This is a genomic window from Streptomyces laurentii (genome assembly GCF_040635425.1).
Classification (GTDB): domain Bacteria; phylum Actinomycetota; class Actinomycetes; order Streptomycetales; family Streptomycetaceae; genus Streptomyces; species Streptomyces laurentii.
The window spans coordinates 156419-170543 of sequence record NZ_JBEYHT010000007.1 but is presented as its reverse complement, the minus strand read 5'-3'; the positions used below and the strand labels follow the sequence as shown (position 1 = coordinate 170543).

Below are 14125 nucleotides of genomic sequence, written 5' to 3'. Positions count from 1 at the left end.
TAGGCGTCCGGCGCGTAGGCGTCCGGCGCGTAGGCGTCCGGCGCGTAGGCGTCCGGCGCGTAGGCGTCCGGCGCGTAGGCGTCCGGCGCGTAGGCGTCCGGCGCGTAGGCACGGGGGCCGCGGGACCGTACACCTGTCCCGTAAGGGGCGGCGTCGCACCTGAGGACCATCCCGCTCCTCCCCCGGTCTGATCTTCGGACCTTTCGGTGGGTGACCGGCCGGAACCGGCCGTACCGTCGAAAACATGACTGAGCGGGCGAAGATCAACACCGGGGACGACGGAGCCGACGACCACGGCCGAAGTCCCGCTTCCGGCTCCAGCTCCGGTTCCGGTCCCGGCTCGGACTCTCTCGGGGGCGCCGTCGCGCCCCGCTCGACCGGCCTGACCGCCACCGAGGTCGCCAAGCGCGTCGAACGCGGCGAGGTCAACGACGTACCCGTCCGCAGTTCCCGTTCCACCGCCGACATCGTCCGCGGCAACGTCTTCACCCGCTTCAACGCGATCATCGGCGTGCTGTGGCTGATCATGCTCTTCGTCGCGCCGTTCCAGGACAGCCTCTTCGGCTACGTCATCATCGCCAACACGGGCATCGGCATCGTCCAGGAGCTGCGCGCCAAGCGCACCCTCGACGGGCTCGCCGTCATCGGCGAGGCGAAACCGACCGTCCGCCGCGACGGCGCCGCCACCGAGATCTCCACCTCCGAGATCGTCCTCGACGACCTCATCGAGCTCGGCCCGGGCGACAAGGTCGTCGTCGACGGCATCGTCGCCGAGGCCGACAACCTGGAGGTCGACGAATCGCTCCTGACCGGTGAGGCCGACCCCGTCCTGAAGCAGCCCGGCGACCGGATGATGTCGGGGTCGTTCGTGGTCGCGGGCGGCGGCGCCTTCACCGCCACCAAAGTCGGACGCGAGGCATATGCCGCACAGCTCGCCGAGGAAGCGTCCCGCTTCACCCTCGTCCGCTCCGAGCTGAGCGCCGGCATCTCCACGATCCTGAAGTACGTGACGTGGATGATGATCCCGACCGCGATCGGGCTGATCATCAGCCAGCTCGTCGGCGAGAACAACAACCTCAAGGGCGCCATCGCCCGCACCGTCGGCGGCATCGTCCCGATGATCCCCGAGGGCCTGGTGCTGCTGACCTCCGTCGCCTTCGCGATCGGCGTGATCCGCCTCGGCCGCAAGCAGTGCCTCGTGCAGGAGCTGCCCGCCATCGAGGGGCTCGCCCGGGTCGACGTCGTCTGCCTCGACAAGACCGGCACGCTCACCGAGGGCGGCATGGACGTCACCCGCCTCCAGACCCTGAACGGCGCCGACGAGTCGTACGTACGCCGGGTGCTCGGCGCCCTCGGCGCCTCCGACCCGCGCCCCAACGCCTCCCTCCAGGCCCTCATCGACGCCTATCCGGACCGCGGGGAGTGGCGCTGCACGGACGCCCTGCCCTTCTCCTCGGCCCGCAAGTACAGCGGCGCGGCCTTCGAGGAGCGCGGGAACGGGGCGGGCACGTCGGGTGGGGCGGGCGCCGGGGCCGCCGCGCACTCCACCTGGCTGCTCGGCGCGCCCGACGTCCTCCTGCCGGCCGGCGATCCGGCCCTCGCCGAGGTCGACCGGCTCAACGAGCAGGGCCTGCGGGTCCTGCTGCTCGCCCGCGCCGCCGACGGGACCGCCGCCGGGAGCGACGGGGGCACGGCGGAGCCGACGCCCCTCGACTCCCCCGACATCGCCGCCGGCGCCCGCGCCACCGCGCTCGTCGTCCTCGAACAGCGGCTGCGCCCCGACGCCGCCGACACCCTCGCCTACTTCGCCGACCAGAACGTCGCCGCCAAGGTCATCTCCGGCGACAACGCCGTCTCCGTCGGCGCCGTCGCCGGCAAGCTCGGCATGGCCGGCGCCGCCAACACCATCGACGCGCGCACCCTGCCCACCGAACGCGAGGCCATGGCGACGGCCCTCGACGAGCACACCGTCTTCGGCCGGGTCACCCCGCAGCAGAAGCGCGACATGGTCGCCGCGCTCCAGTCGCACGGTCACACGGTCGCCATGACCGGCGACGGCGTCAACGACGTCCTCGCCCTGAAGGACGCCGACATCGGCGTCTCCATGGGCTCCGGCTCCGAGGCCACCCGCGCCGTGGCGCAGATCGTCCTCCTCGACAACTCCTTCGCCACGCTCCCGTCGGTCGTCGCCGAGGGCCGCCGGGTCATCGGCAACATCACGCGCGTCGCCACCCTCTTCCTGACGAAGACGGTCTACTCGGTGCTGCTCGCGATCCTCGTCGTCGTCACCGGCGTCCAGTACCCGTTCCTGCCCCGGCACCTCACCCTGCTGTCCACCCTCACCATCGGCGTCCCGGCGTTCTTCCTCGCTCTCGCGCCCAACAAGGAACGCGCCAAACCGAACTTCGTCCGGCGGGTCATGCGGTACTCCATCCCCGCCGGCGTCATCGCGGCCGCCGCCACCTTCACCACCTACCTGCTGGCCCGCCACTACTACACGGGCCCCGGCGCCCTCGACGCCGAGACGAGCGTCGCGACCCTCACCCTGTTCCTGGTCTCCATGTGGGTGCTCGCGATCATCGCCCGCCCCTACACGTGGTGGCGCCTCCTGCTCGTCGCCGCGATGGGCGGCGCGTTCCTGGTCGTCCTCGTGGTGCCGTGGCTCCAGCAGTTCTTCGCCCTGAAGCTGGTCGGCGTGACCATGCCGTGGACGGCCGTCGCGATCGCGGCGGTGGGCTCGGCGATCCTGGAGTGGGCGTGGCGGTGGGTCGGCCGCCGCTTCCCCGCCTGACGGGCTCCTCCCCGGCCACGGCGAAGGCCCCAATCTCGCGCATATGACACGAGGTTGGGGCCTTCGCCGTGACACGATGACGGCTGTGGATCAGGGAGACGAGAGGGCCGGGGCCGAGCGGCGCGCGTTCGCCCGCCGGGTCTGGCAGGTCATGGAACCGGCGCACGCCGTCACGTACTTCGCGCCCGAGAGCCGCGAAGCCAACCGGGCCGTCGGGCTGCGGGGCTTCTGGATGGGGTACTTCGCGTCCCGCGCCGCGCCCCTCGGGGCCGTGTCCGCCGGGGTGGTGGACGGCACGTTCTACAACTTCCACCCCGCGATGGTGCGCCGCGCGATCCCGGACGCCTGGGCATATGCCACCCCGGACGCCGTCCTTCGCGCGCGGGGCGAGGCCGCGACCGCCGCGCTGCGCCGGGTGGCCCCTTCGGCGGCGAAGACGGCCCCCGAACTCGTCCCACTCCTCGAACGGGTGGTGGCGGCGGCCGACGGTGCCGGGCGCCCGCTGTTCGCCGCGAACCGCGGACTGGTGGGCTCCGATACGGATGCGGGTACGGGCACGGGTACGGGCGAGGGTACGGGTACGGGTACGGGTACGGGTACGGGCGAGGGTACGGGCGCCGGCGATCCGGTGGGCGCGCTGTGGCAGGCCACGACGGCGCTCCGGGAACACCGCGGGGACGGCCATGTCGCCCTCCTCACGGCCGAGGGCCTCGACGGCTGCGAGGTCCACGTCCTCTTCGCCGCCGCCGCGGGCGGCGCGCCCGAGCAGACCCTGCGCGACAACCGCGGCTGGAGCGAGGCCGACTGGCGGGCGGCCGCCGCCCGGCTGACCGCCCGGGACCTCCTGGACGGTTCCGGGCGGCCCACCGCCGAGGGCCACGCCCTGCGTACCCGCGTCGAAACCCGTACGGACGCCCTGGCCGCCCGGCCGTACTACGACGCGCTGGGGCGGGAGGAACGCGAACGGGTCCTGGAACTGCTCGTCCCGGTCGCCGCGGAGGTGGTCGCCTCCGGGGCCATCCCGTTCCCGAATCCGATGGGACTGGGACGGGAGTAGGCCCTCCGGGCGCCCGGTCAGGCGTCGGGGGCCGTCAGGCGGACGCCACGGTCGTGGTGTGCACGACACCCGGGCAGATCCGGCAGGCGTCGGCGCCGCCCTGGGCCCACCAGCGGCAGGTGGGGCGGATCGCGCACGGCGGCGGCGCGGACGCGTCGGACCCGGCGCGCTCCGCACGCTCGGCGCGGCCCCGGTCCGCCACCTCGTCGCCCAGGGTGCACCGGCCCTCCGCCCACTGGCGGCACGCCGACTCGACACACGGGCCGGCGAAGCGGAACCGGGCCTCGGGCGGGCGCAGCCCGGGGGCCGCCGCGCGGTCGGCGAACGCGGCGCTCACCGGCAGCGGCGGGTGCAGCGCGGCGACGGTCCCGTCCGGCCGGACGATGCCGAGCAGCAGATGGCCGGCGGTACAGGAACTGCTGGGGCAGGTCGCCCCGCTCCCCGTGCCCGCCCGGGGGCCTCCCCCGGGCGCTACTCCCCCGGCCACTACTCCTCCGGCTCGAAGATGATCCCCATGATCGGAGGACGGGGCAGCGCGGCGTCCGGCTGCCCCGGCTTGGCGGTCCGCTCGGCGGGGGCCACCTCGCGCAGCGGGGGCGCGATGTCGAGTTCCGCGACCTCGTCGAGCACCGTCCGCCGCACGGCGGCCGCGATCCGCTCCATCGTGTCCGCCGGCAGGTCGCCCTGAACGGTGACCCGCAGTCCTTCCTTGGCCATGCCTGTCCCTCTTCCGGTCGCGCTCGCCGGTGCCGTCTCGCCCGGCCCACCGGCGACGCTGCCACCGGGGCCGGGGGCCTGCAAACGCGGTCGGCCGACCGAGCGACGCGGGGCCGGCGGGCGGCGCCCCCAGGCACCGGACCGCCTCCGAGACCCCGCCCCGTACCCCACCCCGCTCAGTCGAACCAGCGGTCCCGCGCCAACTCCTCCGTCCGCGACGGGTCTTCCAGCAGCGCGGCCACCTCGAAGCGGCGGGGCCACTGGCGGGTGGCCCAGGCGAGGCCGGCGGCGACGCCCTCCAGGGTGGCGGCGTGCAGGACGCCGTCGGGGGTGCGGCGCCAGTCGAGTTCGGTTCCGGCGGCGCGGAGTTCGTCGTGCTCGACGTACGTGGCGGGGGTGTCCGGGCCGAGGAGGGCGTGGACGGCGGGCGGCACGTCGTGTTCCTCGCCGTCCGTCGTGACCTCGGCCTCGACGGCCTGGCTCAGCCGGCGGACCTGGAAGAGTTCCGCCAGGTCGGCCGCCCGGTCCGGGGCGACCGGGAGGAGGGGCAGCCCGGCGGTGAGGGGCAGCAGGTCGGGGGCGTCGGCGACGAGGGCGTCCGCCGCGTCGACGACGACCAGGGTGCCGTCGACGACCGCGCGCAGCTCGTCGGGCAGGGTGACCTGCTCCGGGTCGAGGTCCGCCAGCGCGGTGTAGAGGGCGTGCAGTTGGGCGCCGGTGACCTCGCGGCCGGGGTCGGCGAGGCGGGCCAGGAGTTCGGCGGCGCCGCCCGGCTCGTCGAGGAGGGCGGCCACGGAGGTACGGACGCCGAGGGCCCGCAGCACCTGCTCGTCGTCAAAACCGGTGGCGTCGGCCGCGTCGTACAGGCCGGCGAGCAGCGGGTCCGTGCCGGCCGCGCGCAGTCCGGCGGGCCGGCGGCCGTCGAGGACCGGGTGGTCGCGCAGCCACCAGGCGGTGTACGACCGTACGGTCTCGGTCGTGCCGTCCGGCAGCAGGACCCGTACGGGCTGGGTCAGGGCGTCCCGCAGCGGCGGCCGGGCGAGCAGGGCGAGGGCCTGCGGCCAGGCGTCGTCGTCGACGAGGTCGAGGTCCCGTACGGCGACGATCTCCGTGGCGACCGGCGGCACCGGGGTGTCGGGCAGCCGGTCGAGCACGTCCTCGCACCACACGTCCACGGCGTCGAGCAGTCCGGCGTCGTCAGGCTCCGCGAAGTCGCCCTCACGGGGCTCCAGTTCGTCTGGGTCGAGGACCAGGTCGGCGGCGCGTACCAGCTGGAAGCCGGCGAGCACCCCGCAGGCGGCGAGCGGCTGTTCGCCCCACCGCTCGGCCAGTTCCGCCTCCACGAGCGGCAGTTCGTCCTCGCGCATCACGGAGGCGAACGCCGATCCGGGCATCACCAGTTCGCCCGCCGGGGCCAGTTCACCGTCCTCGTCGGGCAGCGCGAGGGCGCCAAGCCAGGGCTCTTCGCCGGGTGCGAGGTCCGCGTCCCGGACGAGGGCGAGGACGGTCTCGGCGAGTTCGTCCGCGTCGAGCGTGTCGGCGTCCTCGTCCCAGATCTCGCCCGCGTCGAGCGAGGCCGCGACCGCGGCCCGTACCTGCGGCGTGGTCAGCACGGCGCGCGGGGTCGCCGGGACGGCGCCCAGCTTCTCCAGGATCGGGTGGGCGGCGTCCGGGTGGGCGACCTTCAGGCCGAGCCGGGTCAGGTCGGCGGAGGTGTGGTCCTGCGGCAGCAGGACCTGGCGGGGGCCGATGGTGGTACGGATCCGGGCACCCATCGGCACCTCGGCGTCCCCCTCGATGGGATCGACGGCCGGTTCCGTCGCCGGCTCCTCCGCCGGGCCCTGCAGTGGCACGGGCAGGCCCGTCAGCCGCTCCGGGTCGACGCCCGCCAGCGAGTCGTACAGCCGCCACCACCACTCCGGCGCCCGGTGCACGCCCGTGAGCCGGTCCACGGCCTCCGTCAGCGGCAGCCGGCCCACGCCCAGCGTGCGCAGCTCCACGCGCCGCTCCAGACCGGCGGGCAGCAGCGTCGGGAACACCTCGGCGAGCACGGCTACCGTCTCGGCGCCCGCGCCCTCCACGACCTCGGCCTCGATCGGCCGCAGCGCGGGCAGTTCCTCGGAGGGGACGGCCGGGGCCAGGAACGCGATCCTCGGCAGCCGGTCCAGGATCGCCGCGCGCAGGGCCCCGTCGAGCGCGCCCTTGCCGAGCGGGCCGGGGACGAGGTCGAGGGTGCCGGTGGTCACCGGCTGCCAGTCCGCGAGCAGTTCGGCATATGCCTCACCGGCGCGGTCCACCAGGAAGTCGGTCAGCGGTCCCGGCGCCGGGTGGCGGCGCGCGGTGTCCAGCGGGAACGAGGCGATGAGCAGGCCGGGGATGCCCAGCGGCTCGTCGGTGGGGGTGGGGGCGTGCACCACCGGAGTGGTCTGCGGGTAGCGGGGCGCGCCGTCCTCGTCCACGGGGACGGCCCAGGTGACCGACCAGTGCGGGCGGAGGCGTTCCTCGACCGGCCGGTCCTTCAGGAGCGCCGGGTCGAGCGGGCCGCCGTGGCTGACGGTACGCCAGCGGTGGGCGCCGGTCGTGGAGTCCTGGATGTGGACGTATCCGTCGCGCTCGGCGCGGGCGAGGGTGCGGACGCCCTCGGCGGTCTCGACGACGACCTCGGTCAGGCCGGGCAGGGTGAGCAGCAGGGCGTCGTCGACGGCGGCGAGCAGCCGTTCGGCGAGATCCACGGCGGCGGCGTCGCGCAGCGGCAGGACGACGACCGTGTCGTAGCCGTCGGGCGCGGTGCCCTCGGCGGGCAACGGGAGGCGCAGCAGCGGTACGTGGCCCTCGCGGCGGCGCAGTTCGTCACCGAGGCCGGGGCTGTGCCGGGCGACGTCGGCGGTGAGCGCGCGGGCCTCGGCGAGGGACCAGCGGACGCCGCCGTGGCGGCCGAGGACGGCCGGTTCGTCGGAGACGGCGAGGACGGCGGCGAAGCCGACGCCGAAGCGGCCTACGGTGGCCGGGCCCGCGGCGGCGGTGTTGTCGCGCTCGGTGCGCTTGGCGGAGGCGCGCAGCGTCGACAGGGACTCGACGCCGGCGGCGTCGAGCGGGGCGCCGGTGTTGGCGGCGGCGAGGACGGCGGGACCGTCGGCGCCGGCCGGGTGCAGGGTGAGCCGGAGCCGGCCGGGGACGCCGGCGCGGCGGGCGGCGTCGGCCGCGTTCTGGGCGAGTTCGACGACGAGCCGGTCGCGGTAGCCGCCGAGAACCAGGTCCTCCTCGGCGTTGGCGTCCTCGCGGAACCGCGCCGGGCCGGCGGCCCACGCGTCGAGCACGCCTCTGCGAAGCCGTGCGGTACCGAAGGGGTCGGCTCCGTCGGTCGACGTCCTGACGCTGACGACGCTCACGTCTGACTCCACTCTGCGGGACGAGTCGGGGTGGGGGTGGAACGGGGCGGGCCGGCCCGGGTGCCGAGGTCCGGGGATCCGGATCCCGGTCACTGCCCTGGTCCGGCGGCCGGGCGGGGGCCCGGTGCCGATACCGGTGCCCGAAGGTACCGTGCCCGCGACCGCTCCGACGGCCGGGGCGCGTCCGCCCCTCAGGGGCGCACAAGGGCACGTACGCGCCCCTGACGGGAGAGACCTCGGCCGGGGCTCCGGAACGCGGGGACGTGGCGCCGAGAGGCGTACGGGGGCTGCGTCACGTACAGCAGTCCGGTGCACGTGTCCGGTACGCCCGTCCGGGACGTACGACCGCCCGCCCGCCCGGCACGAACGACGGCACGCCCCTCCGGCACGGACGCGGTGCGCGCTCCGGCGCGTGAGACGCCACGGCCCATGAGACGCCGCGGCCCGTACGACTCCTCAGGGTGTACGGGCCTGACGGCGGGGCGCCCCCTACGGGTTACGAGTGCCCCAGGTCCTCCGACGCGCCGTCCGGCTCCGTCGTCGAACCCGAGTCCTTGGCCGGGCGGAGCGGGAACACGTCGGCCGAGAACGAGTCGAGGACCGGCGCGGCCGGGCGCGGCGGCTTCGGCATGACGGCCGCCTCGGAGTGACCGCCGCAGCCGTACGCGAGCGACACGACGTGGCCGTCGGCCGGCGAGAACGCGTTGGCGCAGACGCCGAACGCCTGCTTCAGGGAGCCCGCCATCGGCACCAGGAAGGCGCAGGACACGCAGGTCGCCGGGGCGGCCTGGGCCATCGGCGTGTTCGGGCCGAAGGCCTCGTCCCAGCGGTCGGCCGCGAGGTGCAGCCCGTACCGGGACAGCACCCGGGCGCGGCGCATGCCCAGCTCGTCGGCGACGGCCGCGATGGCGCCGCGCGACGGCACGCGCCCGGTGATCTCGGCGTCCTCGGCGTCGAGGTGGTCCGCCATCTCCTCCGAGACGACGGAGTCCGGCGGCGGCACGTCCTCGCCCGAGTAGCCGGGATCCAGGCGCGGGTCGTCCTGCTCGGTCGGGAGCAGGTCGCCGGGGCCCATGTCGCCCGGGCGCAGCCGCTCGCTCCACGGCACCCACTCGGGGGCGAGGAGCGCGTCGGGGCCGGGCAGCAGGACGGCCTCGTCGAGGGTGACGTTCTTCGCGCGGGAGGCCCGGGTCACGGTGACGGCCCAGCGCCAGCCGCGGTAGCCCGGCTCCTTGGCCCGGAAGAAGTGCGTGACGACCCGGTCGCCCTCGGCGACGGCCTCCACGTGTTCTCCGACCACCCCGGGCGCGGCCGCCTCCTCGGCGGCCTCCCTGGCGAGGTCTACCGCCTCGGCGCAGAGGCGGTCCGGGGTACGCGCCGCTCGCGGGGTACGCGGGGCTCGCTGGGTACGGCTTCGCGTCGTCGCAGCACTCACAGGTCTCGCTTCTCTCCTACGCCGTCTCACGGGTGCGCCGGCCGAGGAGCGGGAGCGACGTTCCGGACAGTGGGCGGAGCGGACCTGAGGGCCGCATCGACGTCCACGCCCGGCGATCTCTCGCGTGTCTCGGGCACACCTATCGTCATCCATTCTGCGGGATGCCGAAGAGGCGCGCGGCCGAGCACATCCGCCGGTGGCGCGCTACGCACGCTACCCCGTTCGCCGCGCTCAGCCCACCTGCGCGCCTCAAGTAGCCCGCATGCCGGACGCTCCGCGGACCCCCGGAGCCCCTCCTGGGGCACTATGGCGACGTGGCAGCCGCACGGTCTCCCGCACGATCACACGATCATGCCGGACCGCTCAGCCGAGCGGGCCGGAGGGTCGGGCGCGCCTTGCACCGGCCACTCACCGGCACCGCGAAGGGCATTCGTCGCGCCACGCACGCGCACGGCGCGGGCGAGACCGGTCTGGGCAAACTGATCGAACTGCACGCCGTGAACGGCGCCGGCGACGTGATGATCACCGTCGCCCTCGCCTCCACCGTCTTCTTCGCCGTCCCGACGGACGAGGCGCGCGGCCGGGTCGCCCTCTACCTCGCCATCACGATGGCCCCGTTCACCCTTCTCGCGCCGGTGATCGGCCCGCTGCTGGACCGGCTTCCGCACGGCCGCCGCGCGGCCATGGCGGCGTCCATGCTGGCCCGGGCGATGCTCGCGGTCGCCCTGTCCGCCACGATCGCGCACGGCGGCATCCAGATGTATCCGGTGGCGCTGGGCGTGCTCGTCGCGTCGAAGGCGTACGGGGTGGTGCGCAGCGCCGTCGTGCCGCGGCTGCTGCCGCCGGACTTCTCACTGGTACGGGCGAACTCGCGGGTGACGCTCGCCGGCCTGCTCGCCACCGGAGCCGCCGCGCCGGTCGCGGCGGGGCTCCAGCTGGTGGGGCCGGGCTGGCCGCTGTACGGGGCGTGCGCCGTGTTCCTGCTCGGCGGGTACTGGGCGCTGCGGCTGCCGCCGGGCGTGGACTCGGCGAAGGGGGAACGGCGCGCGCTGCTGCTCGCGCCGGGAGCCGGAGCGTCGTCGGCCGGGGCGTCGTCAGCCGGGGCGTCGCCGAGCGGACCCGGCCGGGCACGCGGCGGGGGGACACGTGGCAGGGGGACGCGCGGCGAGCGCACAGCCCGCGAGCCGAAGCCGAATCTGCGGACGGTCGGCCCGGCCGTCCTGCACGGCCTCCAGGCGAACGCGGCCCAGCGCATGCTCGGCGGCTTCCTGATCTTCTTCCTGGCCTTCCTGCTGCGCGTGCACCCGCTGCCGGGCCAGACCGCGGCCGTGTCGCTCGGCATCGTGGGCGTGGCGGCGGGCGTCGGCAACGCCTGCGGCACGGCGATCGGCTCGCTCCTGCGCGGCCACCGCGGGCGCCCCGAGGTGATCATCGCCACCATGCTGTCGGCCGTACTGGCCACCACGGTCTGTGCGGCGGTGTTCTTCGGCGGCCTGATGGTCGCCGTGCTCGGCGCGATGGCCGGCCTGACCCAGGCCCTGTCCAAGCTGGGGCTCGACGCGCTGATCCAGCGGGACGTGCCGGAGTCGGTCCGTACGTCGGCGTTCGCCCGTTCGGAGACGGCGCTCCAGATGGCGTGGGTGGTGGGCGGCGGCATCGGGATCGCGCTGCCGCTGAACGGCACGCTGGGCATGTCGGTGGCCGCGGGCATCCTGGCCCTGGGCGCGCTGCTGTCCGTACGGGGACTGATCGCGGAGGCCCGGCGGCACGGGCCGCAGGGGAACACGAGACGGGCGCGGGTGGCGTAGCGCGGACCGTGTCGATCGGCCCGGCCGGGGATCCTCCGCGTACCTGCCGAGGTTTGTGCGGTACATGACGGTTCGTAGGGAAGAGTCGCCCGCGGTACGGCTGGAGGCGGCCTGCGCCGCGCCGACACGCGGGGAGCGCCGGGGCGCCGTCGAGCGGGGCGAGGCGGGGGTCTATAAGGCGGCACGCCGTACCCCCGCGTGTCGTGGACGCGGCGGCCCGATAGCCTTCGGGCCATGACCGTTGCGTTCCTCACCCCCAAGCGCCGCCGAGCCGCCGTGGCCCTCGGGGCCGTCTCCGCGGGGCTCCTCCTCCTGTCCGCCTGCGAAAAGCCGACCCCGCTCGCGACCGTGACGGTCGGGTCCTCGTCGGTGAACACCGAGGCTGCCTGCTACAACGACGGCAAGCCACTCCCGGACAAGGACATCCCGGGCTGCCTCAACAAGAAGCCGACCCAGTCCATCTCCGTGGACCCCGCCATGGACCAGATCCGCTTCGGCGTGGACCCGAAGATCGCCGAGCTCGGCTGGACGATCTTCCTCGGGGGCCGCAACGCGGAGCCGGAGCCCTTCAAGGGCACCTACCGGACCATCCCGGCCAGCGCCTTCTTCTCCAGCCAGATGGGCCCCGCCCCGGAGAAGACCCAGGTCACCATCGTCGCGAACTCCGGCAAGAACGTGGCCGGGATCTGGCACTTCGAGCTCAAGAAGAAGTCCTGACCCTGGCCCCTCGCATTCTGGTCGTGACGGCCGTGGCGGCGGAGGCGGACTCCGTCGCCACGGGCCTCGGCCACCCTGCGAACTCCGGGGATCTCGCGAACCCCGGGGACCCCGCACGCCCCGTAGGCTCCGCTGACACCGCGGATCCGGCCGAGGGCGCCGTCCGGCTGCCCGGTGGCCTGGTGGTACGCCGCCACACCGCCCCCGGATTCACCGTCGACATCCTCGCCGCCGGTGTGGGCCCCGCCGCAGCCGCCGCCGCGACCGCCACGGCTCTCGCCGTCGCCTCCGGCTCCAGGTCTGACTCCGCCTCCGGCCCCGCCTCCGGCTCCCCGGACGCTCTCTCCCCCGACGCGCCCGCCTCAGGCCGCCCGTACGACCTGGTGGTCTCCGCCGGGATCGCCGGCGGTTTCGCGCCGCGCGCGCCCCTCGGGAGTGTCGTCGTCGCGGACAGCGTCGTCGCGGCCGATCTGGGCGCCCAGACGCCCGACGGCTATCTCGCCGTCGAGGAACTCGGTTTCGGACGGTCCACGCACCCCGTCGCGCCCGCGCTCGCCACCCGGATCGCCCGCGCCCTCGCGGACGGCGGCCGGCCGGCCGTCGTCGGCCCGGTGCTCACCGTCTCGACCGTCACCGGCACCGCCGCACGCGCCGCCGAGCTGGCGGGACGTCATCCGGGCGCCGCGGCCGAGGCCATGGAGGGCTTCGGGGTGGCGGAGGCCGCCGCCGCGTACGGCGTGCCCGTCGCCGAGATCCGCGCGGTGTCCAACGCCGTCGGCCCTCGCGACCGCGCCGCCTGGCGGATCGGCGAGGCCCTGGCCGCGCTGCGCGACGCCTTCCGGCTGCTCGGCAGCACCGTATTCGTGGACCCCGAGGGAATCCCGCAGTGAACCTGAAGATCGCCTACTCGCCCTGCCCCAACGACACCTTCGTCTTCGACGCCTGGGCGCACGGCCGCGTCCCCGGCGCCCCGCACCTCGACGTCACCTTCGCCGACATCGACCTCACCAACGGGTGGGCGGAGCGCGGCGACGGGGCATATGACGTCCTGAAGGTCTCGTACGCCGTCCTGCCGTGGATCCTCGACGAGTACGCGCTGCTGCCCTGCGGCGGCGCCCTGGGCCGCGGCTGCGGGCCGCTCGTCCTCGCGCGCGAGGCGCACGACCCGGCGGAGCTGGCGGGCAAGACGGTCGCCGTGCCGAGCGAGCGGTCGACCGCGTACCTGCTGTTCCGGCTGTGGGCCGCCGACATGATCCCGGGCGGCGTCGGCGAGATCGTGGTGCTGCCGTTCCACGAGATCATGCCGGCGGTGCGGGACGGCAAGGTGGACGCCGGACTCGTCATCCACGAGGCCCGGTTCACCTATCAGGATTACGGGCTGCGCGCGCTGGCCGACATGGGCGAGCACTGGGAGCGCACCACCGGCCTGCCGATCCCGCTCGGCGCGATCGTGGCCCGGCGCTCGCTGGGCGAGGACACCCTGCGGCTGCTCGCCGACGCGGCGCGGGCTTCGGTCCGGATGGCCTGGGACGACCCGTCCGTCTCCCTGCCGTACGTACTGGAGAACGCGCAGGAGATGGACCCGAAGGTCGTCGATCAGCACATCGGCCTCTACGTCAACGAGTTCACCGCCGACCTGGGCGAGGACGGTTACGCGGCCGTCCGCGGGCTGCTCACGCGCGCGGCGGCCGAGGGCCTCGTCCCGGCGCTCGCCCCGGACTCGCTCCGATTCCCGTAGGGGACGGCGATACGGGACGGCAAAGGGGCGCGCACCCGTAGGTGCGCGCCCCTGACACCGTCGGAACGGCCGGTCAGCCGCTCACACGTCGAGCTGGTCGGCGACCGCCCGCAGCAGTCCGGCGATCTTCTTGCCGTGCGCCTTGTCGGGGTAGCGGCCCCGCTCCAGCATCGGCGTGATGTTCTCCAGGAGCGTGGTCAGGTCCTGGACGATGGACGCCAGTTCGTCGGGCTTACGGCGCTGCGCCGCGGCGACGGACGGGGCCGGGTCGAGGACGACCACGGAGAGCGCCTGGTCACCGCGCTGACCCGCGACGACACCGAATTCCACCCGCTGGCCCGGCTTCAGGGCGTCGACTCCGGCGGGGAGCACCGACGAGTGCACGAAGACGTCGCCGCCGTCGTCACGGGAGAGAAAGCCGAAGCCCTTCTCGCTGTTGAACCATTTGACCTTGCCGGTAGGCACGTCCGTCC

At 74.8% G+C, this 14125-nt stretch carries 11 protein-coding genes; 6 read left to right on the top strand and 5 right to left on the bottom strand.

The genetic code is table 11. The annotated features are described in order from the left end of the window. Positions 1 to 244: 244 nt before the first annotated feature. Both ABZ693_RS07230 and ABZ693_RS07225 read left to right on the top strand, forming a co-directional pair. On the top strand, positions 245 to 2791 hold the full coding sequence (locus ABZ693_RS07230; protein ID WP_359874294.1) for a cation-translocating P-type ATPase: 2547 nt from the start codon (positions 245 to 247) through the stop codon (positions 2789 to 2791). 85 nt (positions 2792 to 2876) lie between these two features. Next, a complete protein-coding gene (locus tag ABZ693_RS07225) occupies positions 2877 to 3848 on the top strand; it encodes an SCO6745 family protein (RefSeq protein ID WP_359874292.1) in 972 nt (323 codons plus the stop codon). A 34-nt stretch (positions 3849 to 3882) separates the two neighbouring features. On the opposite strand, the gene ABZ693_RS07220 is transcribed toward ABZ693_RS07225, so the two are convergent. The 4 genes from ABZ693_RS07220 to ABZ693_RS07205 all read right to left on the bottom strand — a co-directional run bounded on the left by ABZ693_RS07220 (position 3883) and on the right by ABZ693_RS07205 (position 9389). Then, positions 3883 to 4335 carry a hypothetical protein gene (locus ABZ693_RS07220; protein ID WP_359874290.1) on the bottom strand — a complete coding sequence of 151 codons (453 nt, stop codon included), beginning with the start codon at positions 4333 to 4335 and terminating at the stop codon, positions 3883 to 3885. Continuing rightward, positions 4335 to 4565, bottom strand: coding sequence for a hypothetical protein (locus ABZ693_RS07215; RefSeq protein WP_359874289.1), 231 nt, complete (start codon positions 4563 to 4565; stop codon positions 4335 to 4337). Before ABZ693_RS07215 ends, ABZ693_RS07220 begins: the two co-directional genes overlap by 1 nt. 176 nt (positions 4566 to 4741) lie before the next feature. Continuing rightward, entirely contained in the window at positions 4742 to 7966 is a 3225-nt protein-coding gene (locus ABZ693_RS07210; protein WP_359874287.1) for a sacsin N-terminal ATP-binding-like domain-containing protein, read from the bottom strand. Between the two features lie 484 nt (positions 7967 to 8450). Further along, positions 8451 to 9389 (bottom strand): DUF3027 domain-containing protein, encoded by a 939-nt coding sequence (locus tag ABZ693_RS07205; RefSeq protein ID WP_359874285.1) that lies wholly within the window; start codon positions 9387 to 9389, stop codon positions 8451 to 8453. A gap of 314 nt (positions 9390 to 9703) precedes the next feature. Here ABZ693_RS07205 and ABZ693_RS07200 point away from each other — a divergent pair, with 314 nt between their 5' ends. From ABZ693_RS07200 to ABZ693_RS07185, 4 genes are all read left to right on the top strand, one after another. After that, positions 9704 to 11197 (top strand): MFS transporter, encoded by a 1494-nt coding sequence (locus tag ABZ693_RS07200; RefSeq protein WP_359874283.1) that lies wholly within the window; start codon positions 9704 to 9706, stop codon positions 11195 to 11197. Positions 11198 to 11431: 234 nt separating this feature from the next. Continuing rightward, positions 11432 to 11914 (top strand): DUF2771 domain-containing protein, encoded by a 483-nt coding sequence (locus ABZ693_RS07195; protein WP_359874281.1) that lies wholly within the window; start codon positions 11432 to 11434, stop codon positions 11912 to 11914. Positions 11915 to 11937: 23 nt separating this feature from the next. After that, a complete protein-coding gene (locus ABZ693_RS07190) occupies positions 11938 to 12804 on the top strand; it encodes a futalosine hydrolase (protein ID WP_359874279.1) in 867 nt (288 codons plus the stop codon). Continuing rightward, complete coding sequence (locus tag ABZ693_RS07185) at positions 12801 to 13652, top strand: 1,4-dihydroxy-6-naphtoate synthase (protein WP_359874277.1); 852 nt, start codon at positions 12801 to 12803, stop codon at positions 13650 to 13652. The genes ABZ693_RS07190 and ABZ693_RS07185 overlap by 4 nt, the downstream gene beginning before the upstream one ends. 81 nt (positions 13653 to 13733) lie before the next feature. Here the strand turns inward: ABZ693_RS07185 and ABZ693_RS07180 are convergent, their stop codons facing one another. Then, entirely contained in the window at positions 13734 to 14117 is a 384-nt protein-coding gene (locus ABZ693_RS07180; protein ID WP_359874275.1) for a cold-shock protein, read from the bottom strand. Between the last annotated feature and the right edge of the window lie 8 nt (positions 14118 to 14125).

Coding starts and splice junctions, on each gene's coding strand:
- ABZ693_RS07230 (WP_359874294.1), top strand. CDS start 245: ATGACTGAGCGGGCGAAGATCAACACCGGGGACGACGGAGCCGACGAC.
- ABZ693_RS07215 (WP_359874289.1), bottom strand. CDS start 4,565: ATGGCCAAGGAAGGACTGCGGGTCACCGTTCAGGGCGACCTGCCGGCG.
- ABZ693_RS07195 (WP_359874281.1), top strand. CDS start 11,432: ATGACCGTTGCGTTCCTCACCCCCAAGCGCCGCCGAGCCGCCGTGGCC.